The organism is Roseateles oligotrophus, assembly GCF_014204525.1.
In the GTDB taxonomy this organism is placed as follows: Bacteria; Pseudomonadota; Gammaproteobacteria; order Burkholderiales; family Burkholderiaceae_C; genus Paucibacter_A; species Paucibacter_A oligotrophus_A.
The window spans coordinates 295,072-318,275 of record NZ_JACHLP010000007.1 but is presented as its reverse complement, the minus strand read 5'-3'; the positions used below and the strand labels follow the sequence as shown (position 1 = coordinate 318,275).

Sequence of the window (23,204 nt, the reverse complement as noted above, 5' to 3'; positions counted from 1 at the left end):
TCCGGAGTCCTCAACATGGCGAAGAAAGCCACATTTGTTTCCATTTCGTATTGGCTCCCCGGCTTCGAACCTGAAGCTGGCCCAGCGAATACGCCAGTCAGTCCGGGACATCTTCCTGGCCCCCAAACGGCGCAAGTTCTGGTGCACGTCGCAGCGATTCCCCGCGATGAAGCCATCGAAGTCGTAGCGCCCCGAGTACAGAGCTGGCGACTCACCGTCGCCGAATCGGACAGCGTCGTCCGGGAAGCCGTCCCGCGATTGCATCCCGCCGATCTGAAAGGCCTGGGGAGCGCCGTAGCCAAGTTCGAAGCCAACATGCGCGCGGTCGAGGTCCTGGCCCGAATCGAGGCCGGGAACCGCTCGCCGGACAAGGATGAGCGCTCAGCCATGGTGCGCTACACCGGCTGGGGCAGCCTCCCGGCAGCGTTCAACCTCGAAGGGAAGGATCCGGCCTGGAGCACACGGGCCCAGCAGTTGCAATCCCTGCTGAGCGAAGTCGACCACGAGTCGGCCCGGGCATCGGTCAACAACAGCCACTACACGTCGCTCGACGTGATCAATGGCCTGTGGGCGGCCGTCCGGCGGCTGGGCTTCACCGGTGGGCGCATCCTCGAACCGGCGGCCGGTATCGGCCACTTCATCGGCGCCATGCCGGAAGACCTGATGGCACCCTCCCAATTGACCGCGGTGGAAATCGACCGTCTGTCGGGGCGGCTGCTCCAGGCCCTGTACACGCCGGCCGGCGTCACCGTGCACATCGCGCCATTCGAGAAGTCGTCCTTCCCGGATGGCTGGTTCGATCTGGTGATCGGCAATGTTCCGTTCGGCAACTACAAGGTGCCGGACGCGAACAACCGGCCCTACGCCGGCTTCAGCATCCACAACTACTTCATCGCCCGTTCGCTGGATCTGGTTCGACCGGGTGGCTTGGTGGTCCTGATCACCAGCAGCCACACGCTGGAATCGCACAGCACGGCCGTGCGCCGGCACCTTGCGTCCCAGGCTCACCTGCTGGGTGCGATCCGCCTACCCAAGGGCGCCTTTGCCGAATTGGCGGGCACGGAAGTCCAAACCGACGTCCTGATCCTGCGCAAGCGCGAGGGTTCGGAATCGGTCGATGGCGACTGGATCGAGCGCTTCCAGGCCCCTGACGGCTTGATCGACCCGGGCCACCGCCGGCCCTACATGCCGGTCAATGCGTGGTACGCCCGTCATCCCGAATGGGTGATCGGCCGCCTGCGCATGGAAAGCAACGGCTACGAGGAAGTGCCGACAGCAGTCTACGAGGGTGACCTCCCCGCCGCATTGGCCGAGCGGATCGCGATGCTGCCCGAGGGCATCTATCGCACCGCCAAGACCGCCGCCCTGGCGGTGCATGCGCCGGTCCCCGCCGAACCTGGTGCAAGGCCAGGAACCTTCCGCATCCGCAACAGCCGGATACACCGGGTGGATGGCGGATCGCTCGTCGATGTGCACGAGCAGTTCAACGCCACCCAGCGGGCAAGAATCACAGGCATGTGCGCGATCCGGGATCATGCCCGCGCACTGTTGGACGCCCAGTTGGCTGAGGACGGTGACGAGAAGCTGCGTCCCTTGCGGGCCATGCTGAACGGCACCTACGACCGCTGCGTGGCGAAGTACGGCTACCTGTCGACGCGGGCCAATGCGCTCGCCTTCCGGCGCGACCCGGACTATCCCCTGCTCCTGTCCCTGGAGCACTACGACGAGGAGACCGAAACCGCCCGCAAGGCGGCGTTGTTCACCCAACGGACGCTGCGCCGCGTGACGGCGCCGACCTCGGCCGACGAGCCGACGGCGGCGCTGGCGGCGTCGATGCAATGGCGCGGCCGGGTCGATCCGGGCTACATGGCGCAGTTGCTGTCCGCACCGGAAGAGGCGGTCACGGCGGCGCTGGCGGAAGCCGGACATATCTTCCAGGACCCGCTCGACGAGACCTGGAAGACGGCCGACGAGTACCTGTCCGGAAACGTCAAGGTCAAGCTCGACCAGGCGAGGATGGGTGGGCCGGCCTACCGGCGCAACGCCGAGGCGCTGGAGAAGGTTCAGCCGGAAGATCTGCCGCCGGCATCCATCGAAGTTCGGTTGGGTGCGGTCTGGATCCCAGCCGCCGACGTCGAGGCCTTCGTACAGGAGGTGCTGGAGATCAAGGACTGCAAGGTCCGGTACTCCGGTGAAGCGGGTACGTGGTCGGTCGAATACTCCGAGTGGTCGGTGCGCCAAAGCGTCAAGGCCACCCAGGAATTCGGCACACCGCGCATGCATGCGGTCGCCCTGGTGCTGTGCGCACTCAACGTACAGACCCCGACGGTCAAGGATCCGGTGCCCGACAAGGACACCTACGTCGTCAACTCCGATGAGACCCTGGCCGCCCGGGAAAAACTCGGGCTGCTGAAGGACCGCTTCGCCTCCTGGGCTTTCGAGGACATGGCCCGGCGCGAGCGGCTGTGCGCGCTCTACAACCGGCTGTTCAACGCCACCCGGCCGCGGACCTTCGACGGTTCGCACCTGGTGCTGCCGGGGTTCTCGCAGTGCTTCAAGCTGCACCCGCAACAGCCGAACGCAGTGTGGCGCATCGTGCAGTCCGGCAACACCGGGCTGTTCCACACGGTGGGCGCCGGCAAGACGGCGGTGTGCGTCATCGCCAGCATGGAGTTGCGCCGGCTGGGTTTCGCGGCCAAGCCTTGCCATGTGGTTCCGAATCACATGCTGCAAAGCTACACGGCGGAGTTCGTCCGGCTCTATCCCCAGGCCTCGGTACTGATGGCCACGAAGGAAGACCTGGAAGGCGACCGCCGCAGGGAGCTCATCTCGCGCATCGCCACCGGCGATTGGGACGCGGTAGTCATCACCCACGCGAGCTTCGAGCGCATCAAGACATCCCCCGAGTTCACCGAGGGGTTCATCAAGGAGGTCATCCATGACATAGAACTGGCCGTGCGTGCGGCCAAGAGCGAAGACCGGTCCAACCGGATCGTGAAGCAACTGGAAAAGATGAAGAAGAGCTGGGCGGCGCGCCTGGACAAGCTGTCGGCGCAGAGCAAGAAGGACGACCTGCTGACCTGGGAGCAGTTGGGCATCGACTGGCTGTTCGTGGACGAAGCCCATTTGCATAAGAACCTGTTCCGCTTCTCCAAAATGCGGGTGGCGGGTTTGCCGATGGCGAGTTCCGAGCGCGCCTTCGATCTGTACCTGAAGACGCGCTACACGATGCAGCTGCACGGTAACCGGCAGCGGGGCGTGGTGTTCGCGACCGCGACACCCGTGGCCAACACCATGGCCGAGATCCACACCATGCAGCGCTACCTGCAGCCCAACCGGCTGGCAGAACTCGGCTTGCAGCAGTTCGACGCCTGGGCCGCCACCTTCGGGGAAGCGGTCACGGCGCTGGAGATCGCGCCCGACGGCAGCGGCTACCGGATGCACACGCGCTTCGCGCGCTTCATCAACGTGCCCGAGCTGATGTCGATTTTCGGGGAAGTAGCGGACATCCAGACCGCCGAGATGCTGAAGCTGCCGGTGCCCAAGCTGCGCGGCGGCAAGGCCCGCATCGTGGCCTGCCCGCCGAGCCCGCAGTTGAAGGCTTTCGTGCAGACCCTGGTCGAACGTGCATCTGCGATCCGCAACGGTCACGTGAAACCGGACGAAGACAACATGCTGGCTGTCACAAATGATGGCCGCAAGGCAGCGCTGGACTTCCGGCTGATCGTGCCATCGGCCAAGTTCGACACCGCAGGCAAGGTTGCCGCGTGCGTACGCGAGGTGCATGCCATCTGGCAGCGCACGGCGGCGTTCCACGGTGCCCAGCTGGTGTTCTGCGACCTGTCGTCCCCCAAGGGCGGCAAGGCTTTCAGCGTCTACGAGGATCTGCGCATGCGGCTCATCGACGCCGGCATTCCCGAGCAGGAGATCGCGTTCATCCACGACGCGGACACCGACGCCCAAAAGGCGAAGCTCTTCAAGAACGTCCGGGAAGGCCGCATCCGGGTGCTGTTGGGATCGACCCAGAAGATGGGCATCGGCACCAACGTCCAGGACCGGCTGGCAGCCCAGCACGACCTGGATGCACCCTGGCGCCCGTGCGATGTGGAGCAGCGGGAAGGCCGCATCCTGCGGCAAGGCAACATGAACGAGGAGGTCGAGATCTTCCGCTACGTCACCGAGGGTTCCTTCGACGCCTACTCCTGGCAAACCCTGGAGACCAAGGCGCGCTTCATCGCGCAGGTCATGCGCGGGGATCGGGGCATCCGCTCCGTCGAAGACGTGGCGCTCGCGGCCCTGTCCTACGCCGAGGTGAAAGCCCTGGCCTCGGGCAACCCGCTCGTCATCGAAAAGGCGGGCGTGGACGCGGAGGTGGCCAAGCTCTCGACCCTGCATTGGGTGTGGCGCAACCAGCGCTACGCCAACGAGCGCGAGGTGACCGAGCTGCCGCTGTCGATCGCGGTGCTGGAGAAGAAGCTGGCGGCCCACGAGGCCGACCTGTCCCGACTGGAACCGCAGGAGATGGGCTCCATCACGGTGGAGATTGGCAAGCGGCGCATCGTCGGTCCGGACTCGGTCGGCGAGGCGCTGCGGGCGAAGGTGCTGGCGGCGAAAGAAGAAGCCGCCAGTGCGCACGTGCGCGTCGATCGCGTCATCGGGCGCTTCGGTGGCTTCGATTTGGGCATCGTCTGCGCGAGCGGTGAGCACGTGCCGGAGCTCTACCTGGCGGGCAATGTCGTGTACAACGCGACGCCCTACCAGACGGGACCGGCGCTCGTGGCGGGCTTGCTCGCCACGCTCGGCTCTGTCCAGGAACTGGCCGATAAATCCAGAACCCTGCTGCAGACACGCCGCAAGCGCCTGGCCGACCTTGAAGTCGAGCTGGGCCGGCCGTTCGAGCACGAACTGCGCCTGGACACGCTACGAGCGCGTCAGGCGGAACTGATCGAGCAACTCGACCTCACGAAGGACGAGGCCGGCAGCCACGCGGCTGATGCCGATGCCGACGCCGCGCTTGCCGTCGCATGATGGGCTCCCCCAGTCGCAAGGCTGGGGGTTTTTTTCGCCCCTCCAGCCATCGCATCATCGGTTCTGGCCCGGCCATGCTTGCCTGCGAAGATTCAATGAGGGACGAACGGACGCAACCCCAACCTCTGACCAACTGGCAGCAAGAAGGATTCAAGGACAGTCCTTGCCGGTGCGCAAACGCGTTAGTAAAATTTGATGCTGAAATTTTTACCAACACACATTGCTATTTAAGCCACCTTAACTTAAGGCCATGCCGAACAACGACGCTCCCCAGGACGCCCATCCGACGAATCCACGGATCGGGCGCTACGTCTCGACCGTAGCCTTCGACGAAACCGTCAACGCTTACGTTCCGCCCCCCTTGCCGCCGGAACCGCCACTGGCGCTCTCCCCTCAACTGCTCCAGCGACTCAGCGAGGCAGACCGGGCGATTGGCCGACTGGACGGCGTGTCCATGCTGCTTCCGGACAAGGCCTTGTTCCTCTACATGTACGTCCGCAAGGAAGCGGTTCTTTCGTCACAAATCGAAGGAACCCAGTCCACCCTTGACGACCTCCTGCAGTACGAGAACGCCGCACTTGCTGGCAAGCCACTCGACGATATCACCGAGGTGTCCAACTACGTGGACGCCATGATGTACGGGCTGGGCGTCCTGCGAGACCCCAAGGGGCTGCCGCTCTGCCTGCGCCTCTTGCGGGACATGCACGCCGGGCTCCTCCAGAAGGGCCGCGGGCAAAACAAGAATCCGGGCGAGTTCCGTCGCTCCCAGAACTGGATCGGGGGCACTCGGCCGGGCAACGCCCACTTCGTGCCTCCCCCGGTCAACGAGATGGAACGCTGCCTGGATGACATCGAGCGCTTTCTCCATGACGATTCCGCACTCATTCCCCCTCTCATCAAGGCCGGGCTGCTGCATGTGCAGTTCGAGTCCATCCACCCGTTTCTGGACGGCAACGGGCGTCTGGGCCGCCTGATGATTGCCCTGTTCCTGGTGGAGAAAAAGGTCCTCCACGAACCCCTGCTCTACCTCAGCCTGTACCTCAAGACCCATCGGGAACAGTACTACCGGCTGCTGCAGGACGTTCGACTTCGCGGCGACTGGGAAACCTGGACCGAGTTCTTCCTCACCGGTGTGGCAGAGACCGCCAACAACGCCCATGAGAGCGCGATGCGCATCGTGGCCCTCTTCCAGGCGGACAGGGAGCGTATCTCGGCTTGTGGAGAACAGACCAACTCCATGCTCCGGGTGCATGAGTTGCTCCAGACACACCCGTTTCTCAACGCGGCGCAGGCCCAGAAAAAAACCGGCCTCAGCGCTCCCACCGTCAACAAGGCATTCGAGGCATTGGAGAGTTTCGAGATCGTGGGCGAAATCACCGGCAAGCAACGCGGTCGTGTCTTTGCCTATACGGCGTTCCTGAAGATTCTGGAAAGCGGGACGGAAGTGCAGCCTCCAACCCACTGATTGAGGTTGGAACTTCGGCGGCATATTTGGAAGACGACAACCTACACAAACAGAACGACTGAAACCGTCTCTAAACAGGATCGGAGCTGTTTCAGTCTACACAGGCTTGACTCACGAGCCCATGAAAAGTATGCTGAAACCAACTCTATATCGATTTCAGACGAATTCAACATGCCCCGCCCCCTTCAGCTGAATCAGACCGCGCCGTTTGCCGTGAGGGATGGTGCCCTGCGCATCGGCGAACGGCTGACGATGGCCCGCAAGCGCCGTCGGCTGACCCTGCGCGAGCTGGCGGCCAAGGCGGGCATCAGCTACGACACTGCGCGTGCCGTGGAAGCCGGCAACCTGCAAACCGGCCTGGGGGCCTACCTGGCCATGCTCTGGGCCATGGGCCTGGAATCCGAGATCCAGGCGTTTGCCGACCCTGAGCGCGACGAGGAAGGCAAGCAACTGGAACTCACGCGCCTGCCGCAGCGGGTTCGCCACCGCAAGGAGCGACTCGATGACGAGTTCTGACCGGCGTGCCTACGTCTACCTCCAGTTGCCCCAGTCATTGGAGGTCGTGACGGCGGGGTTCTACGAGCTGGATTTCCCGCAGGGGGTGCCGACCGGCTCGTTCGTCTACAACCCGGCCTATCTGCAGCGCGCCGACGCCGTCCCGCTGGATCCGTACGAGCTGCCGCTGACGCCGCGCCGCGCTCAGACGGTCAAGCTCAAGGGCATCTTCGGCCCTCTGCGCGACGCCTCGCCCGATGCCTGGGGGCGCCGCATCATCGAAAAGCACACCGGACGCACCGACCTCACCGAGGTCGACTATCTCCTGCACTCGCCTGAGGACCGCGCGGGCGCCCTGTCCTTCGGCCGCGACAAGGTGCCCCCCGCGCCAGTCCGCAAGTTCAACCCGGTCATCCAACTGCCGGCCCTGCTTGCGGCGGCCGAACAGTTCCTGGAGGATGAGGCTGCGGGCAAGGCTGGCGTGCCCGAGCAGATGCTCGAGCTCCTGCAACCCGGCACCTCGATGGGCGGCGCCCGCCCCAAGAACGTGGTCGAAGATGGCGAGGGCCTCTGGCTCGCCAAGTTCCCGGACCGGGGCGATAAATGGAACAACGCCCGTGTCGAAGGCGCGATGCTCGCTCTGGCACAGGAATGCGGTCTGCGCGCGGCAAGACACCGCATCGAGACCGTCGCCGGCAAGGACGTGCTGCTTGTGCAGCGCTTCGACCGCACGCTGACCGCCGACGGATACCTGCGCCACCGCATGGTCAGCGGCCTGACCGCGCTGGGTGCCGAGGACTCGCATGGAGACCGGGCCAAGTGGTCGTACCTGCTGCTGGCCGACGAACTGCGGCGGCGAAGTGCGCGATCGGCACAAGACCTCGAAGAGCTGTTTCGGCGCATGGTGTTCAACGCCCTCATCTCGAACACCGACGACCATCCGCGCAACCATGCCTTGATCGCCACAACGGACAAGTGGGAACTGTCGCCTGCGTACGACCTGACGCCCAACCCGCTGACCAGCGCCGAAAAGCGGGATCTCGCCATGACCTGCGGGACCTTCAACCGCTACGCGAACCGCGCCAACCTGGTCTCGCAGCATGGGCAGTTCAAGCTCTCCCTCGAACACGCAACGGCCATCGTCGACCAGCTTCAGCAAGTGGTGGCCTCACGCTGGCATGCGACCCTGCGACAGCAAGGCGCGACGCTCGCCGACTGCGACAAACTGGCCGGCGCATTCAACTACCCAGGGTTTGAGCTTGATCCTGCCGTGGTGCTCGCGGGCCAGTAATGTCCTGTTGCAGAACGCCACCGTGGGCGACTCAGTGCCGGACATGAGCAAACTCACTCCACGCGAGCGAACCACTTCACGCTTTGCAGGACTGTTCTTCGCCGCGGGCTGCGTTCTCGTGGTGATCTTTCAGGCCACGATCGGCCTCTACTTCACGCGCCATTACTTCGTCGCCCACTTCCTGCTGGGGCTGTTCCTTCCCTTTCTGTTCTACAGCATGGGCGGCATGCGCCTGACCTTCTGGACAGGCATGGCGCTCACCGCCACGTGGCACTTCGGATACGAGTTCTGGGAAGACCAACTCGGTCGCCCGATTTACACACCGGACTGGGATCAGATCGTGTCGGGGACAGTAGGGCTTGTCGCAGCGTGGGCGACTTACCACGCGTGGAACCGCCACCTCGACGCGAGAGCCCAGTCGAAGACCGCTCCGCGCAATTCACCATGACAACGAGAGGCCCGACCCCGGTTTTCTGACTGCCCCTTCCAGGAGTCGGCGGGAAGCAGGGGCCGGAGGCCTCGACGACGGCTCACCCGGAGGGTGGGCCGCCATCTCCCTGAGCCTTGATCCAGGCACGAACGTCTTCCGCCCGCCAAGCGGTGACACGCTCGGACAGCTTGATGGGCGCGGGGAACGTTCCCGCGGAGACACGTCGCCACAGTGTCGAGTGGGAAAACGGCAGGAAGACGAGCAGTCGGGCTTCGCGCACGAACCCCGTCTCGGGCAAGGTTGGCGGGGGAGTACTCGCCGCACGCGAGGGCGGAACGAGTTGAAGAATGGTGGTTGCGGTGGGCATGTTCGGTTCCTCATGCGGGCCGAAGTTCATGACCCCCTCGTCACGATCGTGCTAGGTCAGTTTCGAACGATCGCTAGGGAAGCGCACACGCGAGGCTTGCCATCGGCTTCCCAGGCGACGGCACATTCGAAGAGACGGGTTCTCGGCGGACCAGGCGGCCACCCCGACGAACGGAAGATCCGGCAAACAACCGCAGTGGCTGCGGTCTGCCAGCAGAACAAAAGGCGGGTCACGTCCGCAACGCCCAGCGCACCATAGGCACCAGGTTCATCGAGCCAAACAGCATCTGCAGTACCACTGCTGCTTCACGGCTTGACGTGAGCGATACGGTATCGCACGTTCTGAACGACGATCAAGGCACTCCGATCCAACGCAGCAAGATTCCACCCCCAAGAGGCCGAAAACGAGATCGACTGAGCTGGTCCAGACAACGCCTCAATACAACGGTCTCCATGAAGGGGGTGCCGCCGCCGTGGCCGGCATCAAGCGGCCAAATCTGGCGGCGGCGATGCGCTCATGGCGCGCGCGATGATGCGAAAATCCCCCTCGTCGATCTTGAACAGGCCTCGACGGAACAACATACCCCAGGCCGAACGACCGCGCGTCAGGTTGAGAGCCTCCAGTAGTGGTTTGATCGCCGCGTCGTGCGCTTGAAAGTTGAAGACCCTGCGACGGAAGGGCTCGAAACACTCGCTCTGTATCGCCCGATGCGGTTCGTCATCCTCCACTCGGCCAATCGCGGTGAACGCCCGCACCTGTTCGCCCGCGTTCAACCCTCCCGCTGCGAGTAGTAGAGGATGTCGTCGCCGCGCTTTAGGCGTTTTACTGGCGCCATCTTGCCGTGACCGGCTTGGGCGAAGCCTCCTTCAATGGCGGCCTTCACATGGTCGCGGCTCGCGACACCGACCCAGCAGGTCATTGCCCGTCACCTGCAGTTGATGCCCGCTCAACGGCCTGACGCCACGCAGCGGTAGGGCGGCCGATCAGCGCACTCAACTGCTGGGCTCCATCCTCCAGTTCGCCCCTCGACGCACCCGTATCCGCGTCCGCGATGAGTTCGGCGACGACCTCGGGTAGCTTCATGTCGATGAGCATGCGCTTGTAGTCTGCCTCGGGCATGTCCCTGTAGGCGACGGGCCTGCCAGCGGCGGCTGAGATCGCGGCGGCGAAGTCGGCCAGGGTATAGCTCTCGTCACCGGCCAGCTCATAGATGCGGCCGGCCTGGCCTTCGGTCGTCAACACAACGGCGGCGGCCTCGGCGAAGTCACCGCGTGAAGCAGTCGAGAAACGCCCTTCGCCTGCGCAGCCGAGCACCACTTCATGCTGAAGCGCGGTTGGAATGAGGTGCACGTGGTTCTCCATGTACCACCCGTGTCGAAGCAATACATGAGGAACACCTGAGGCCGCAAGGATCGCTTCGGTCCGGCGATGGTCCTCACTGATGCCAAGAGCCGATGTGTCGGCATGAAGCAGGCTCGTATAGGCCAGCAGCCCCACTTTCGCGGCTTTGGCCGCGTTGATGACATTTTCGTGCTGGGCAAGGCGTCCATCGTCCGCACTGGACGAGATCAGCAGCAGCCGGTCGATCCCCTGAAAAGCCTTGACCAGCGTCTCGGGCTGCGCATAGTCGGCGACGCGGATTTCGATACCCTGGGCGACAAACTGCTTGGCGACCTCATGATCGGGGGATCGGACGCCCGCCACGATCCGACCCGGCGGGATCCGCTTGAGCAATTCCCCTATCACCAGGCGCCCAAGCTCGCCCGTCGAGCCCGTAACGAACAGCCGCGACTGGCCGGACCCTGTCACCTCAATCTCCTTGGCCGCCATGTTCAGGACCGCCCAACGGTGTGGGGCGTGATCGTGTAGCCGAAAGGATCACGAAACGCGAAGTAGCGGCCGAACGGCCCATCCTTCGGCGCGAAGACGATCTGGATGCCGCGCTCGACGAGAAGGGCGTGCAGTGCATCGGCGTCGTCGCAGCCGAACCAAAGCGCGATGCCCTCGCCCAGCCCATCCAGGTTCTTGAGTTCGTCGATCGGCTTGCGGACGGCGAACGGGATTGGCTTCGTATCGAATACGACGGCGCCGGGCGGGCTCATGGCAGAGGGCTTCAGGCCGACGACCTCCGTGTAGAAGGCTCGGGCGGAATCGAGGTCTTCGATCTGAATGCCAATGAAATCGGGGCCGATGAGATGAGGCATGACTGGACTCCTTGAGTGACCAAAGTTAAAATGACAGGGCCCTGATATTAATATAAGGACACTGATAATGGCAAGCAAGGTATCCAGCAACGAGCTGGGCGATGCATACGCGACGATCGGCTTCTCGTTGAAGCTGGCGCAACAGGCGCTGCGCACGCACATGGATACCGCGCTTCAGCAGATCGGGTTGACGACCCCGCAATACGCGGTGCTGACGTTTCTTGAAGTCGAGCCGGGTGCATCGAACGCCGAGCTTGCGCGGCGCGCCTTTGTCACGCCGCAAACCATGCAAGGAATTCTGGTCTCCCTCGAACGGGCCGGGTTCATCAAGAGGACACCACACCCCGAGCACGGGCGGATCCAAACGACCGAACTAACAGCGAATGGGCGCGCTGCCCTGAAGGCGGCCTCTGGCATCGTGTTCGAGGTGGAAAAGCGCCTGCGGGATGCTGCAGCGCCCCTCGACCCGAAGACGGTTGTCGCGATGCTCTGTCGCTTCGCAGACGCGCTTCGTTGAATGGTGCTTGGCGATGATCTGGTTGTGTGTCAGTCCGGATCTCCGGCATTCGTCGCCGGCCCATCCGTGGAGGGTTCGTCGCGAGCCTCTCCGAGGTACTCCGCTGCGGGGCTGGCAACAGCCTCTGCGCCTACGAGCGATACCTCGACCAAGCCATTGTTGTGAGGCTCCTCGGATCCCTCGCGGGCATCACCGGTGGCGTCTTGGCCCCTCGCGGCAGAACCTGCTGCCGCAGCCAGGGCATTCATCCGCCGCCGCAGACCCGACGCCAGGCTACGCGCCGAGTTGGCGACATCCCGAACCTGGCGCTTCAAGGATGCCCGCTGCTGGTCCAGGACCTGGGTGTTGATGACCTCGTGGATCTCCAGTGTCTGCAGGAGCGGCATCAGTTGGTCGAGCTTGGCGATCAGCTCGAGATACCGCCTTCCGGTCGACGAAATGATCCCCACCTCGATCTCCAGCGGCCTGGTGTCGTAGGTGGCGGCGCTGGTGATGCCGTTCGCCTTGAACAGAGCCTCAGCGCCGTCGATGGCCTGATTGAGGTTCGTGGCGACACCATCGATCCTGGACTTGATGGCCTCCTCCACCTTCGCCACGTCGGCCGACTCCAATCGGGTACGGGCGATCACGGAAATGAAGTGCGCATTGAGCTGCAGGGTGCTGAAGAAGCGCACGAACAGGCGCTTGCCCTCGGCGCTCGTGAAACGGGCCAGCACCTTGATGCTGGCTGCCTCGACTCGCCGGAAGTCCGCCTTGGACTCGCGCGCCAGGATGCGCGCATTGACTGCGCCCTCGTCGATCTTGACGATCTGCATTTCGGATTTGCTTGCCGCCATCGGAGCTCTCCACTATCGAACCGAGGCCGATGTTCCTCGCATGGCGACCGGAACTCCATCCGAATATCCCGCCCAAACCGCCCGAATTTGCCATCACGAGGTGGACTTCGCATCAGGTGGGATTGACCGCCCTGGCGCCGGTCACTATCGTTACCGCATGCAGTAGCTGGCCCTGCGCATCTCGTCGGCAAGCCCCGCGTTCCGAGCGAATCGCGTCCGCGATTCCACGTGCCACCCTTCTCCGCGTGGTGGCTGAGCTCCGCTTTGGACCCTGCTTTCGAGGCGGGAGCCTTTCGCTCCCGTGCCGAAAGCAATCTTCCCTGCGGTAGCTGGCATACCGTCCGGCGGATCGTCCGCCACAAGCCAGTCTCGTCATCACCGGCCAACGCCCACACGCAACGGCCCATTCTCACCCTGCGGGGCACACGCCCCGCTCGGACGCGTCGTGCCCCGCGTTTCCTTCCGGAGGCCACGATGCCCGATTCCAACCTTCAGCCTGTTTCTCTCCGTGCGGGCCACATGGGATTTCCGCCGCGGCGATTTCCCCGTGTCGCGGATACCGCACCCGACCCGCAATCGGTTCAGCGCCAACTCGACGAAAGCGACGAAGCGCCGCCCATCGAATGGAGCGAAGAGGACGTGGTCCGGCTGCACTGCCTGCTGCTGGACGACCTCGCTGCCCTGGCCGACCCCGGCACGCCGCTCGAGGAGAAGTTCGACACCTTGCGCTGGGTCTTCACGGATCCGGACAAGGACGGACAGCCCTTCTCTTTCGCGAGCTGCCTGCAGGTGGCGGGGTGCAGCCCGATGTCGACCTACCCCTACTTCGGCCGCCTGGACGTGAACGACGTCCGTGACCTGCTGCGGGGCTACGTCCGGCGCTGGTTGCGCGAAACGCTCGACCGCTATCCCGCCTGGGTTCGCGAGGCGATCTCGCACAACCCGCAGTGGGCATCGGACCGCCTGAGCAAGAACCCGCAATGGATCAACGAGCAGCTCAGGCGCCAGAACGTGCTGGGCGACCTGTTCGCATGACATACGTATCCATGCATCCATTCACCGGGGAGCACGCACGCTCCCTCTTCCGTTTCCAAGGAGACGTCATGGTGACGCTCAAAGACATCCTGATCCTGCTGACGGTCCTGGCCGCCTACGGGATCGTCGGCCGCATGGACTACGACGATGCCGTGCGGCACGAAGAGTTCATGCGCACGAGGCGCCTCGAACAAGAGGCTTCATGTGCGTCGGCCACGACTCCGAAACGCGCAGATACAGCGGCTGCGGCAACCCACGACCCGTTGGTGCAAGCCGTGATCGCCCGTGACTGCCCGACATCCCGCCTATAGGAGGCTCTCATGTACATGGACTCACAGAAGCGCTCGGAACCCCGTGCGGCACACCTGATGCGCGTGCGCGGGCTTGCGGAGATCGAGTTCCTCATCAAGGAAAGCGAAGTGCTCACCGGCCAGGCCGGCCGCATCTTCGTGATCTCCGGCGCCGACAAACTGACCTACCGGGTGCGCTGGCACCCCATGGTCATCGAGGTCGAGCGCCTGGACAGCACCGGCGCCGTCATCGACACGCAGCACCTGCCCCCTCATGACTTCGCGACGCACAGCGTCGTCGAGGCCCTGATGGCGGGCCAGCTCTACACCGCGCCAGTGCAGACCAGGCACTGACGCTTCTTCGTTTCCCCATCGCGGGCCCTCCCGCGATGGGTGCGGGCCCGCATGCACTTCACAGGAGCATGTCATGGACACCGTCCAAGTCCGCATCAATGAAGAAGGCACGTTGCGCAACCAGCGCTTCGCCTTCAGCGACCGGTTCACGCTGGTCACGGAACTGCTGCAGAACGCGCGCCGCGCCGGCGCGACCTTGATCGAAGTCAGCCACGACCCCGTCTCCCGTACCCTGCGGGTGCGCGACAACGGGCACGGCATCGACGACTTCGGCAAGCTGCTGGCCTTCAATGAGTCCGGTTGGGGCGAAGCGCTGCGCGCCGAGGAGCATCCTTTCGGCGCCGGGTTCTCCCGCTGCCTCTATGCCGCGAGCCGCTGCACCGTCATCTCGCGGGGCAGGCAGATCGCCTTCGACACGGCGGCGGCCCTGGCGCGGTCTGAAATCCCGGTCGAGGAAACCGACTACGGACCGGAGATGGGAACCATCATCGAACTCGAAGGCGTGGAACTCCCTGATCTCGATTCGCGGCTGGCTACCCTGTGCATGGGGTTCCCCGTGCAGGTGGAATTCAACGGCCGGCCCATCGACCGGCCCCGCGCTCCCTATCGCTTGAGCAGCGTCGAGACGCCGCTTGGTTCGGTCCACCTCGTCGGGACGCACAGCGGGCAGCATTCGCTGTCCGTCGATGTGTATCTGCAGGGCTTTCGCGTGATGTTCCTGCCGAACTACCTGTCGATCAACGAGACGCCGAACGTCGTGCATCTCGATTCGAAGGTCTTTTTCGCGCGTCTGCCCGACCGGGACACCCTGATCGACGCCGACGTGCAGGAAACGAAGATCCGGCAGCAAATCCGCCAGACCTGGCGCGACACGCTGCTCGTTCGCAAGGCGCAGATGGCCGCAGCAGAGCTCATCGAGGACTTCTTCAACGTGATGCGCCACCACCGGCATCTGGAACTGCTCAATGACATCGAGCTGATCCCGAGGCAGGTCTGCGAGCGCATCAAGGGGTACCCGCAGCGGACCCTGACGCCGCATCTGGACTTTCTGGAGCACCCGGTGCACGCCCTGCCCCGACAGGATATCGAGAGCGGACGGTTTCAACTGGTCAGGCTCGACTGGCCGGATGGGCAAAACGCCGCAAAATGGATGCTGGCCCGGGCCAAGGGCTATGTCGTCATGGCCTCGGATGATCTCGATGCGGGCCATTGGATCCATCCGACCGTCCGCGACCTGAACAAGGAAGACGTGTCGATCCGGGTCACCCATGAGCATCAGCGCTCCTACCTCGATGGCAGCTGGATCTCGGCACACGTGATTCTGTGCGAGGAAGTCACCGTCTGCATGGGCGACGTGGAGGCAACGTTCTCCGAGGACGGCCTCTACCACGACGGCACGCTGTACATCCCTGCCGGGGAGCGCAGCGGTCGTGCGGTACGCCAGTGCGCGTCCTACTACGACGGCCATGATCGCTTCCACGAATCCGACATGAACGCCGATGTCGGCGCGCTCGCGGATCTCATCCGCCGCTTGCGCATGGCCGACCCGGAGGAGGCCATGCGCTCGCTGATCAGCGACGCGCGATCCGAGCGGTACCCGCTGCTGCGCGGCCTCAGCTTCCGCGTGCAGATCGGCATCGACGCCGGTAGCCACGAGATCAGCCTGATCGAGTGATGTCCGCCGCGGCTGGCTTCGTCAGCCGCGGTATTCACCCGAGCCACACCCGGCTCCATTTCAACCCGTGCGTCCGGCTTCCACCGGACGCGCCCCGTCCCCTGTATCGCATCCGAGCCTCGCCCAAATCGGCAGGCCTTGCCCAGGGGGCTCGTCTTGGAGGTCATCATGACCAAGGAAGAGTATCAACGTCGCATCGACGACATGAAGGCCCGCGCCCACGGACGCTGGCCTGAGTTCCTGCTGCACCTGGGCCTGGATCCCCGAATGATCAGGAAGCGCCTGAACCTGCCCTGCCCCTTCTGCGGCGGCACGGACCGCTTCCAGTTCACCGACAAGTACGGCGAGGGCAACTACCACTGCCGCAACTGTGGCCCTGGTGGCGGCTTCCAGCTCGCGCAGCAGGTGACCGGGATGGACTTCAACCGCGTCCTGGAGGCGGCCGAGCAGTACTTTGGTTCGTACCCGCGGCCCCTGCAGGCTGCCGGCAACGAACCATCGCCGGATCGCATGAAGAAGCTTGTCCAGCGCATCTGGAACGAAGCCCAGCCCATCATCCATGGCGACGTCGTGGACCGCTACCTGAGGTCTCGGGGCCTGGTCCTCGATCGCTACCCGTCGGTACTGCGTTTTCACCCGAAGCTCGGGTACTACGAGAAGGACGAGGGTGGCAAGTCGCGCAAGATTGCCGAGTACCCCGCGATGCTCGCCAGCATCCAGGGGCCGGAGGGCAACATCGTGTCGCTGCATCGGACCTATCTGCCCGAAGGGCGCAAGCTCGCGGCCAACGATGCCAAGAAAGTGCTCACCTCGGGCATCATCGGTGCGGCCGTGCGGCTTTTCGGGGCGACGGACGAACTGGCGCTCACGGAGGGCATCGAGAAAAGCCTCGCGGTGCACCTGCGCACCGGCAAGCCGGCCTGGGCTGCGCTCAGCGCCGGGAACCTCGAGAAGATCTGGATTCCCGACACGGTGACCAAGGTCTCGATCTATGCCGACAACGATGCTGATGGCGATTTCGCGGGACAAGCCTTCGCTTTCGCCCTCGCGCGCCGCCTCAAGAGAGAGGAAAAAGGAGGTATCCGGCGACAGGTCCAGGTCTTCGTACCGAAGTGGCCCGGGGTCGACTGGTCGGACATCTGGTTCCGGCGTTGGCAGGCCCAGATGCGGCAAGCCGCATAGAGAGATTGATCGCATTGAGAGAGGTGCAGCCACAGGCTGCACCGCCTTTTCAGTGGCACCTGCACACGGTGCCAGCGAAAAGGTTTTCTCCGGGAGCCTCGCTCCCCTGGTAGCTGCCATACCTGCCACGCCCCTGGGCGTCGCCAAGGCAGCCTCGAAGCCCACGCGCGACACGTTCGCGCCGAATCCGGGTCGGCCAATTGGCCGGCCTTCATCAACCCTGGCGGGGATGCGCATCCCCGTAAGGGTCATGCCGTCCCCGCTTTTCATTTCCGAAAAGGAGATTCACATGAAAAGCGGACGTTCTCTCCAAAGCCTGGCCCAGGAACTCGATCGCCAGCGCCTCAGCAAGCGCGACCTGGTCCTGCCCTCTTCCCTCATCCATCACACGACGCGGGAAGACGGCGAGACCGAACTGGTCGTCGAAGAGCCCGAATCGCCGCGTCGGTATGACGTGACACCGCTCGCCCGCCGACAGCTCGCGGACAAGCTGCGGATCCCGCTGGCGTATTTCGAGCGCATGCGCACCGAGCAACCAACGCTGCTTGATCGCAACGTCAACACGTGGCTGGAGCAGGAAGGCGATCGCCACATGCTGCGCACCCTCGATGGACGGGTGCGCGCAGTGCTCTCGGATCGCTATCGGCGGCTCGACAACTACGATCTCGCCGAGCACGTGCTGCCGATCCTCGGTCATCTGGACGGCCGTGTCGAGTCGGCCGAGCTCACCGAGACGAAGATGTACCTCAAGTACATCCTGCCGCGCCTGCAGTACGAGATGCGTGTCGGCGATGTGGTCCAGGCCGGCATCGTCATCTCGAACTCCGAAGTCGGCCACGGCACCCTCACGGTCCAGCCGCTGGTCTTCCGGCTGGTATGCAGCAACGGGCTGATCGCCGTCGACCAGTCGCTGCGCAAGACTCACCTGGGCCGTGCGCTCGGCAGCGATGACTCGGTGACGATCTTCCAGGACGACACGCTCCAGGCAGATGACCGTGCCTTCTTCCTGCAGGTCCGCGATGTGGTTCAGTCCGCCCTGTCCGAAGCCACCTTCCTGCAGGTTGCAGCGAAGATGCAGACGACGATGGGCATTGAGCTTACGGGTAGCCCCGTGAAAACGGTCGAGGTGCTGCGCCAGCGCTACACGCTGACCGAAGCGGAAGGGGATGGCGTGCTGCGTCACCTGATCACGGGTGGCGACCTCTCCGGATACGGGCTCGTCAACGCCGTGACGCACTACAGCCAGGAGGTGGGCGACTACGACCGCGCCACCGAATTCGAGGCGCTGGGCGGCAAGCTCGTCGAACTGTCCAGCCGCGAGTGGAAGGGGTTGGCCGAAGCGGTTTGATCCGGTGAATGGCCGGCGCACCAGGAGACGCCGGCCCGCTTGTTCGCCACCCGTTCCTATTTCCACCCACGAGGGACACATGCGCCTCCATTCGAGGCCGTGTCCCTCGCCGTTCTCAACATCTCTTCAACCACGGAGCTTGCTCCCCAGCCGGGGAACTGGCTCCACTTCCTCTGATGGAGAAACCCCATGCACCCTGATTCCAACCCTTTCCTCCGCGGCTACCAGAACCTGCGCATCGACCGCACCTTGTGCATCACCTACGAGGACGACTGCCCTCCGGTCTGGCGCCCGCTGCATCCCAGCCAGGCGCATCTGCCCAATGACCAGATTGCGCTCTTTCCCTGCGTCTTCAACAACGACTTCGCCCTGATCACCGAAGGCCAGGACATTCCAGAAGACCTGGACGCCCAATGCCAGACCGAGGGCGTGGTGCGCACCGTGGTCTATGCCGTCAGCGGCGACGACTCCGGTCAGCCCGTGCACGTCGGCGACACCTACTCGGAGGAGGCCGCGCGGGAAGTGGTGCGGCGACTGAGCTTCGAGACGGGCTTCTACAGCCGGTGCTGGGAGATCAGCAGCGTCCATCTCACCGCCGAGGCGGGTCGTTTCCTCGCCGAACTGGCGGACATCGCCACACCGAGCGGCTTTCTGTTCGTCGCCTTCCGCATCCCGTACAGCCCCGCGATCGGCGTGAAGCTGATCGCCACCCCCTGGACGGATGCGAACCTGCAACCAATCGAAGGTATCACAGCAGAGCAGTTGCGACAGGAGCATCGCAACAAAGGCATGCCGGAATCCCTGGTCGAGGTGCTGCACCTGGCTGCGGTCGCCGACGCGCGCATGCTGGTGTTCGATGCCGATGCCCCGATACTGGAAGGGTTGACGCTGTACGGTGATGAATGACCCCCACGTGAGCCCCCGCGTGGGGCTCGTCTTACTCTTGTCGATTCGTCGATTCACACTTTACGTCCGACAATCGACATGCGTCCACCCGCATGCCGTTATCGGCGCCCCAACGCCAGGAGCACACTGGCGAGCTTCTTGACCGCCACTTCCAACTCATCTCGGGTATAGGCCGCAAACCCCATGAGGAAACCGGCCTTGTGTTTGCTCGACGCATGCAGCGCCGTCAGACCCAGGAGATCAATGCCGGCCCAGCGCGCAGCATCAATGGCCTCGCGCTCGGGAATGTCGCGGATGAAGACACAGGGCATTTGCATGCCGCCGAGGGGCACCCTCGGTTCAACGACGTCGGCCAGGTGCTTGCGCACAAGCCGCACCAGTACGTCGAGTCGCTCGGCGTAGACGCCGCGCATGGTCCGCACATGGGCGCCGAAATGCCCGCCCTCCATGAAGCGCGCCAGCGTCAGTTGTGGAATCGGCGCGCTGTGCCCGTCCAGCAGAGTTCGCGCCACAGTCATGGGTTCGACGAGTTGCGGTGGCAACACCATGTAGCCGATGCGCAGCCCCGGAAACAATGATTTGGTGAAGGTGCCGATATAGATCGTCCGGTCGTGCGCATCAAGTCCCTGCACGCAGGCCGTGGGCTTGCCGGCATAGTGGAACTCGCTGTCGTAGTCGTCTTCGATGATCCAGGCCTGGTGCCGCCTTGCCCATTCGATGACCGCGAACCGCCGGTCCAGCGCCAGCGTCGCCCCCGTCGGGAATTGGTGCGAAGGGGTCAGGAAGACCGCTTTGGCTGGCTGCGCGGCATTGAGCAGGTGTTCCACACGCATGCCGTGGGCGTCCAGCGGGACGGGCACGCACTCCAGGCCAGCGGCGTCGAACGCTCTGCGCGCCCCGTGGTACACGGGGTCTTCGATGAAGATCCGATCACCGGCGTCGAGTAGCACGGTGGCGCACAGGGTCATGGCCTGCTGCGAACTGGTCAGCACCAGTACGCGATCGGGCGTGGCGTGCGCCCCACGTTCGAGATTGACGTAATCCGCAATGGCACGCCGCAACGGCTCCATCCCCTGCGGCGGGCTGTGCGCCAAGGCCAGAGTTCCATACTCCTTCAACACCTGTCTCTCCAGGCGTTCCCAGGTCTGTAGCGGAAAGCTGCGCGTTTCCGGCACACCCGGGGCAAAAGGACGTGGCGCCAGAAAGTCGCGCACACCGCCTCCTTGATACATCGCGGCGCCGCGCTGGCTGAGGCGCATTGATTCACGCTGGGGTCTGTGGCGCTGTGCGGTGCCGCGTCTTAGCGAGCCCTGTGCCCGCTCCGACACGAAGCTCCCGCTCCCCACGCGCCGCTCGATGAACCCTTCCGCATGCAACTGACTGTACGCCGACTCAACGGTGTCGCGTGAGACGCCCAGCGACTTCGCCAGTGCGCGCGAGGCGGGCAGCGGCTTGCCGACGTCGAGCGCGCTGTCGACGATCAGTTGCCGGATGGCGCGCTGGATGCGCGCATGCAGCGGCAAAGAGCCATGTGCCGGGTCACCTATCCAGGCTTTTACGGATTCGAGTTGGGCGTGTTTGAACAAATGGTTGGTATCTCTTCAAATAAATGGCAGGGCACAGCGGACCATTTTGGAACTATAAAGCGGTTTTCAACCGGGTCAAGAACCAACCTCTCAGGAGTCACGAACAGGCCATGTCGTCTTCCACCTCTCCCTCGTCCGTTGGTCACGGCCGCTACCCCCAGGCTGTCACGGTCGAGGACTTTCGGCGCAATCTGGTTGCCGTGCAGGCACGCATCGACATCGCCTGCCGCCGCGCCGGGCGTGACCCGGCCAGCGTGCGCCTGCTGCCGGTCAGCAAGACCATCGACGACGCACGCATCCGCTTGGCCTACGCAGCCGGCTGCCGCCAGCTGGGCGAGAACAAGGTGCAGGAGGCGCACCGCAAATGGGAGGCCATGGCCGACTTGCGCGATCTGCGCTGGTCGGTCATCGGCCACCTGCAAACCAACAAGGCCAAGCTGGTGGCGCGTTTTGCGGCCGAGTTCCAGGCGCTCGACAGCCTGCGCGTTGCCGAGGCGCTGGATCGCCGTCTGCAGGCCGAGGGCCGGTCGCTGGATGTGTTCGTGCAGGTCAACACCTCGGGCGAGGCCAGCAAGTACGGCCTCGCTCCCGAGGACGTGCCGGCCTTCATACAGGCGCTGCCCGCGTTCTCGGCGCTGCGCGTGCGTGGGTTGATGACGTTGGCGCTGTTCTCCAGCGAGGCCGAACGAGTGCGGCAGTGCTTCGTCCTGCTGCGGACCCTGCGCAACAGGCTGCGCCAGAGCGCGCCCGCCGGCATCGGCCTGAACGAACTTTCCATGGGCATGTCCGGCGACTTCGAGATCGCCATCGAGGAAGGCGCCACCGTGGTGCGCGTCGGGCAGGCCATTTTTGGCGCACGCGCCTTGCCGGACAGCCACTACTGGCCAAACGAATCCATTACTCAGGAACCACACCCATGAAAACCGCCATCGCCATCCGCCACCTGCATTTTGAAGACCTCGGCACGCTGGAGCCGCTGCTCGAAGCCCGTGGCTATGCCGTACGCTATGTGGATGCCACTGCCGATGGCCTGCACACGCTGGATGTGTCGTCCGCCGATCTACTGGTAGTGCTGGGCGGCCCCATTGGCGCCTTCGATGATGAGACCTATCCCCTCATCGCCCGTGAATTGGCATTGGTGCGCGAGCGACTGGAGAACCAACGGCCGCTGCTGGGCATTTGCCTGGGCGCACAACTGATCGCCCGCGCGCTTGGCGCCAGGGTCGATGCCATGGGCGTCAAGGAAATCGGCTTCGCGCCATTGACGCTGACACAGGAAGGCGAGGCATCGCCGCTGGTGGCGCTGGGCGACGTGCCGGTCATGCACTGGCATGGCGACCAGTTCGATATCCCGCCCGGCGCACTGCGGCTGGCAGGGACGGACGTGTGCCCCAACCAGGCCTTCGCAATCGGACGCCACGTGCTGGGGCTTCAATGCCATCTGGAGGCGGACCCGCTCCAGATCGAACGCTGGCTGGTCGGCCATGCCTGCGAGCTGGCCCAGGCAGGCATTGACCCGCGTGCGCTGCGAACCCAGGCATATGCCCTGCAAACACGTTTGCCGCTGGCTACGCAGGCGGTGTTCACCCGCTGGCTCGATGGCATCGAACCGGAACCACGAGGGGAGCAGCCATGATCGAGAAAACGCCGTCGACTCCACAGCGGCCGCTGCAATTCGATGTGGTATCGGTGCAATCGCAAGAGGTCTATGGTCGGGTGGCCTGGCAGGCCAAACCCAGCGGCAAACGCGGGCGCAGCCAGACCTTCTCGGACGCGGCGATACGGTTCTGCCTGAGCATCAAGTGCCTTGCAAGAATGGGTGGGCATGGAAAGACAGCAGGACGGGCGCGAGGGCACACAACGATGCCGCGGCGGCTTGCAAGAGGCAGGGACGAGGCGTCTGGAAGACCTGGAGCGGCTACCTACCACCGGCGCAGCCTCGTGGAGGCCAAGATGCATTGCTTCAAGCGCCTGGGCGAGCGGGTGATAGCGCGCACCTTTGAGCGCCATGAGTCCGTCCGGGGCTGGGGCTATGGCGCCGGGAAATCGATTTGTGCAACAAAGCCGCTTCAGATACATGACAAGGCGATCAAGTCAACTCGCATTGCCTTCCCCGCGCCGACCTTTGCGAGTGGCCCTCGCATTTTGCGAGTTTGACGATATTGACGGAGCCATTCCCGTGCAAATAGTCTCGA

At 64.2% G+C, this 23,204-nt stretch carries 22 protein-coding genes and 1 pseudogene; 16 read left to right on the top strand and 7 right to left on the bottom strand.

Annotated elements, in window-relative coordinates:
- Positions 1–15: 15 nt before the first annotated feature.
- The 5 genes from HNP55_RS18405 (at position 16) to HNP55_RS18385 (ending at position 8,727) form a co-directional block, all read left to right on the top strand.
- A complete protein-coding gene (locus HNP55_RS18405) occupies positions 16–5,028 on the top strand; it encodes an Eco57I restriction-modification methylase domain-containing protein (RefSeq protein ID WP_221439662.1) in 5,013 nt (1,670 codons plus the stop codon).
- A 250-nt stretch (positions 5,029–5,278) separates the two neighbouring features.
- On the top strand, positions 5,279–6,493 hold the full coding sequence (locus HNP55_RS18400) for a Fic family protein (protein ID WP_184302663.1): 1,215 nt from the start codon (positions 5,279–5,281) through the stop codon (positions 6,491–6,493).
- A gap of 171 nt (positions 6,494–6,664) precedes the next feature.
- A complete protein-coding gene (locus HNP55_RS18395; protein ID WP_184302660.1) occupies positions 6,665–7,009 on the top strand; it encodes a helix-turn-helix domain-containing protein in 345 nt (114 codons plus the stop codon).
- Positions 6,996–8,279 (top strand): type II toxin-antitoxin system HipA family toxin, encoded by a 1,284-nt coding sequence (locus HNP55_RS18390; protein WP_184302657.1) that lies wholly within the window; start codon positions 6,996–6,998, stop codon positions 8,277–8,279. Before HNP55_RS18395 ends, HNP55_RS18390 begins: the two co-directional genes overlap by 14 nt.
- Before the next feature lie 43 nt (positions 8,280–8,322).
- The gene (locus HNP55_RS18385) at positions 8,323–8,727 is read left to right on the top strand and encodes a hypothetical protein (protein WP_221439661.1); all 405 of its coding nucleotides are present in this window, start codon (positions 8,323–8,325) and stop codon (positions 8,725–8,727) included.
- An 82-nt stretch (positions 8,728–8,809) separates the two neighbouring features.
- Here the strand turns inward: HNP55_RS18385 and HNP55_RS18380 are convergent, their stop codons facing one another.
- The 5 genes from HNP55_RS18380 to HNP55_RS18360 form a co-directional block, all read right to left on the bottom strand.
- Complete coding sequence (locus tag HNP55_RS18380; protein ID WP_221439675.1) at positions 8,810–9,076, bottom strand: helix-turn-helix transcriptional regulator; 267 nt, start codon at positions 9,074–9,076, stop codon at positions 8,810–8,812.
- A 482-nt stretch (positions 9,077–9,558) separates the two neighbouring features.
- A complete protein-coding gene (locus HNP55_RS18375; protein ID WP_184302654.1) occupies positions 9,559–9,849 on the bottom strand; it encodes a hypothetical protein in 291 nt (96 codons plus the stop codon).
- Positions 9,846–9,995 carry an EVE domain-containing protein gene (locus HNP55_RS18370; RefSeq protein WP_184302651.1) on the bottom strand — a complete coding sequence of 50 codons (150 nt, stop codon included), beginning with the start codon at positions 9,993–9,995 and terminating at the stop codon, positions 9,846–9,848. The genes HNP55_RS18375 and HNP55_RS18370 overlap by 4 nt, the downstream gene beginning before the upstream one ends.
- Positions 9,992–10,906: an SDR family oxidoreductase gene (locus tag HNP55_RS18365; RefSeq protein WP_184302648.1), complete on the bottom strand. Its 915-nt coding sequence runs from the start codon at positions 10,904–10,906 to the stop codon at positions 9,992–9,994. The genes HNP55_RS18370 and HNP55_RS18365 overlap by 4 nt, the downstream gene beginning before the upstream one ends.
- 2 nt (positions 10,907–10,908) lie before the next feature.
- The gene (locus HNP55_RS18360; RefSeq protein ID WP_184302645.1) at positions 10,909–11,280 is read right to left on the bottom strand and encodes a VOC family protein; all 372 of its coding nucleotides are present in this window, start codon (positions 11,278–11,280) and stop codon (positions 10,909–10,911) included.
- Positions 11,281–11,347: 67 nt separating this feature from the next.
- Between HNP55_RS18360 and HNP55_RS18355 the strand changes: the two genes are divergently transcribed.
- Positions 11,348–11,797 carry a MarR family winged helix-turn-helix transcriptional regulator gene (locus HNP55_RS18355; protein WP_221439660.1) on the top strand — a complete coding sequence of 150 codons (450 nt, stop codon included), beginning with the start codon at positions 11,348–11,350 and terminating at the stop codon, positions 11,795–11,797.
- A gap of 29 nt (positions 11,798–11,826) precedes the next feature.
- On the opposite strand, the gene HNP55_RS18350 is transcribed toward HNP55_RS18355, so the two are convergent.
- Positions 11,827–12,633, bottom strand: coding sequence for an AcaB family transcriptional regulator (locus HNP55_RS18350; protein WP_184302642.1), 807 nt, complete (start codon positions 12,631–12,633; stop codon positions 11,827–11,829).
- Between the two features lie 474 nt (positions 12,634–13,107).
- On the opposite strand from HNP55_RS18350, the gene HNP55_RS18345 reads away from it, so the two are divergent.
- The 7 genes from HNP55_RS18345 to HNP55_RS18315 all read left to right on the top strand — a co-directional run bounded on the left by HNP55_RS18345 (position 13,108) and on the right by HNP55_RS18315 (position 19,423).
- On the top strand, positions 13,108–13,668 hold the full coding sequence (locus HNP55_RS18345) for a hypothetical protein (RefSeq protein WP_221439659.1): 561 nt from the start codon (positions 13,108–13,110) through the stop codon (positions 13,666–13,668).
- Positions 13,669–13,736: 68 nt separating this feature from the next.
- Entirely contained in the window at positions 13,737–13,979 is a 243-nt protein-coding gene (locus HNP55_RS18340; RefSeq protein WP_184302640.1) for a hypothetical protein, read from the top strand.
- Between the two features lie 9 nt (positions 13,980–13,988).
- Positions 13,989–14,312, top strand: coding sequence for a hypothetical protein (locus HNP55_RS18335; protein WP_246448508.1), 324 nt, complete (start codon positions 13,989–13,991; stop codon positions 14,310–14,312).
- Between the two features lie 73 nt (positions 14,313–14,385).
- On the top strand, positions 14,386–15,987 hold the full coding sequence (locus HNP55_RS18330) for an ATP-binding protein (protein ID WP_184302637.1): 1,602 nt from the start codon (positions 14,386–14,388) through the stop codon (positions 15,985–15,987).
- 168 nt (positions 15,988–16,155) lie between these two features.
- Positions 16,156–17,169, top strand: a complete 1,014-nt coding sequence (locus HNP55_RS18325; protein WP_184302634.1) for a toprim domain-containing protein — start codon at positions 16,156–16,158, stop codon at positions 17,167–17,169.
- Between the two features lie 289 nt (positions 17,170–17,458).
- A complete protein-coding gene (locus HNP55_RS18320; protein WP_184302631.1) occupies positions 17,459–18,517 on the top strand; it encodes a DUF932 domain-containing protein in 1,059 nt (352 codons plus the stop codon).
- Positions 18,518–18,706: 189 nt separating this feature from the next.
- Positions 18,707–19,423, top strand: a complete 717-nt coding sequence (locus HNP55_RS18315; RefSeq protein WP_184302628.1) for an ABC transporter substrate-binding protein — start codon at positions 18,707–18,709, stop codon at positions 19,421–19,423.
- A gap of 98 nt (positions 19,424–19,521) precedes the next feature.
- Here the strand turns inward: HNP55_RS18315 and HNP55_RS18310 are convergent, their stop codons facing one another.
- A complete protein-coding gene (locus HNP55_RS18310) occupies positions 19,522–21,009 on the bottom strand; it encodes a PLP-dependent aminotransferase family protein (RefSeq protein ID WP_184302626.1) in 1,488 nt (495 codons plus the stop codon).
- A 110-nt stretch (positions 21,010–21,119) separates the two neighbouring features.
- On the opposite strand from HNP55_RS18310, the gene HNP55_RS18305 reads away from it, so the two are divergent.
- From HNP55_RS18305 to HNP55_RS18290, 3 genes and pseudogenes are all read left to right on the top strand, one after another.
- Positions 21,120–21,929, top strand: coding sequence for a YggS family pyridoxal phosphate-dependent enzyme (locus HNP55_RS18305; protein WP_058198342.1), 810 nt, complete (start codon positions 21,120–21,122; stop codon positions 21,927–21,929).
- Complete coding sequence (locus HNP55_RS18300; RefSeq protein WP_184302624.1) at positions 21,926–22,645, top strand: glutamine amidotransferase; 720 nt, start codon at positions 21,926–21,928, stop codon at positions 22,643–22,645. Before HNP55_RS18305 ends, HNP55_RS18300 begins: the two co-directional genes overlap by 4 nt.
- 211 nt (positions 22,646–22,856) lie before the next feature.
- Positions 22,857–23,016: pseudogene (locus HNP55_RS18290) on the top strand (IS5/IS1182 family transposase); the annotation flags it as partial.
- Between the last annotated feature and the right edge of the window lie 188 nt (positions 23,017–23,204).

What these genes read in the sequence shown, in the direction of transcription:
- HNP55_RS18405 (WP_221439662.1), top strand. Translation starts at nt 16, where the DNA reads ATGGCGAAGAAAGCCACATTTGTTTCCATTTCGTATTGGCTCCCCGGC.
- HNP55_RS18400 (WP_184302663.1), top strand. Translation starts at nt 5,279, where the DNA reads ATGCCGAACAACGACGCTCCCCAGGACGCCCATCCGACGAATCCACGG.
- HNP55_RS18395 (WP_184302660.1), top strand. Translation starts at nt 6,665, where the DNA reads ATGCCCCGCCCCCTTCAGCTGAATCAGACCGCGCCGTTTGCCGTGAGG.
- HNP55_RS18390 (WP_184302657.1), top strand. Translation starts at nt 6,996, where the DNA reads ATGACGAGTTCTGACCGGCGTGCCTACGTCTACCTCCAGTTGCCCCAG.
- HNP55_RS18385 (WP_221439661.1), top strand. Translation starts at nt 8,323, where the DNA reads ATGAGCAAACTCACTCCACGCGAGCGAACCACTTCACGCTTTGCAGGA.
- HNP55_RS18380 (WP_221439675.1), bottom strand. Translation starts at nt 9,076, where the DNA reads ATGCCCACCGCAACCACCATTCTTCAACTCGTTCCGCCCTCGCGTGCG.
- HNP55_RS18370 (WP_184302651.1), bottom strand. Translation starts at nt 9,995, where the DNA reads ATGACCTGCTGGGTCGGTGTCGCGAGCCGCGACCATGTGAAGGCCGCC.
- HNP55_RS18365 (WP_184302648.1), bottom strand. Translation starts at nt 10,906, where the DNA reads ATGGCGGCCAAGGAGATTGAGGTGACAGGGTCCGGCCAGTCGCGGCTG.
- HNP55_RS18360 (WP_184302645.1), bottom strand. Translation starts at nt 11,280, where the DNA reads ATGCCTCATCTCATCGGCCCCGATTTCATTGGCATTCAGATCGAAGAC.
- HNP55_RS18355 (WP_221439660.1), top strand. Translation starts at nt 11,348, where the DNA reads ATGGCAAGCAAGGTATCCAGCAACGAGCTGGGCGATGCATACGCGACG.
- HNP55_RS18350 (WP_184302642.1), bottom strand. Translation starts at nt 12,633, where the DNA reads ATGGCGGCAAGCAAATCCGAAATGCAGATCGTCAAGATCGACGAGGGC.
- HNP55_RS18345 (WP_221439659.1), top strand. Translation starts at nt 13,108, where the DNA reads ATGCCCGATTCCAACCTTCAGCCTGTTTCTCTCCGTGCGGGCCACATG.
- HNP55_RS18340 (WP_184302640.1), top strand. Translation starts at nt 13,737, where the DNA reads ATGGTGACGCTCAAAGACATCCTGATCCTGCTGACGGTCCTGGCCGCC.
- HNP55_RS18335 (WP_246448508.1), top strand. Translation starts at nt 13,989, where the DNA reads ATGTACATGGACTCACAGAAGCGCTCGGAACCCCGTGCGGCACACCTG.
- HNP55_RS18330 (WP_184302637.1), top strand. Translation starts at nt 14,386, where the DNA reads ATGGACACCGTCCAAGTCCGCATCAATGAAGAAGGCACGTTGCGCAAC.
- HNP55_RS18325 (WP_184302634.1), top strand. Translation starts at nt 16,156, where the DNA reads ATGACCAAGGAAGAGTATCAACGTCGCATCGACGACATGAAGGCCCGC.
- HNP55_RS18320 (WP_184302631.1), top strand. Translation starts at nt 17,459, where the DNA reads ATGAAAAGCGGACGTTCTCTCCAAAGCCTGGCCCAGGAACTCGATCGC.
- HNP55_RS18315 (WP_184302628.1), top strand. Translation starts at nt 18,707, where the DNA reads ATGCACCCTGATTCCAACCCTTTCCTCCGCGGCTACCAGAACCTGCGC.
- HNP55_RS18305 (WP_058198342.1), top strand. Translation starts at nt 21,120, where the DNA reads ATGTCGTCTTCCACCTCTCCCTCGTCCGTTGGTCACGGCCGCTACCCC.
- HNP55_RS18300 (WP_184302624.1), top strand. Translation starts at nt 21,926, where the DNA reads ATGAAAACCGCCATCGCCATCCGCCACCTGCATTTTGAAGACCTCGGC.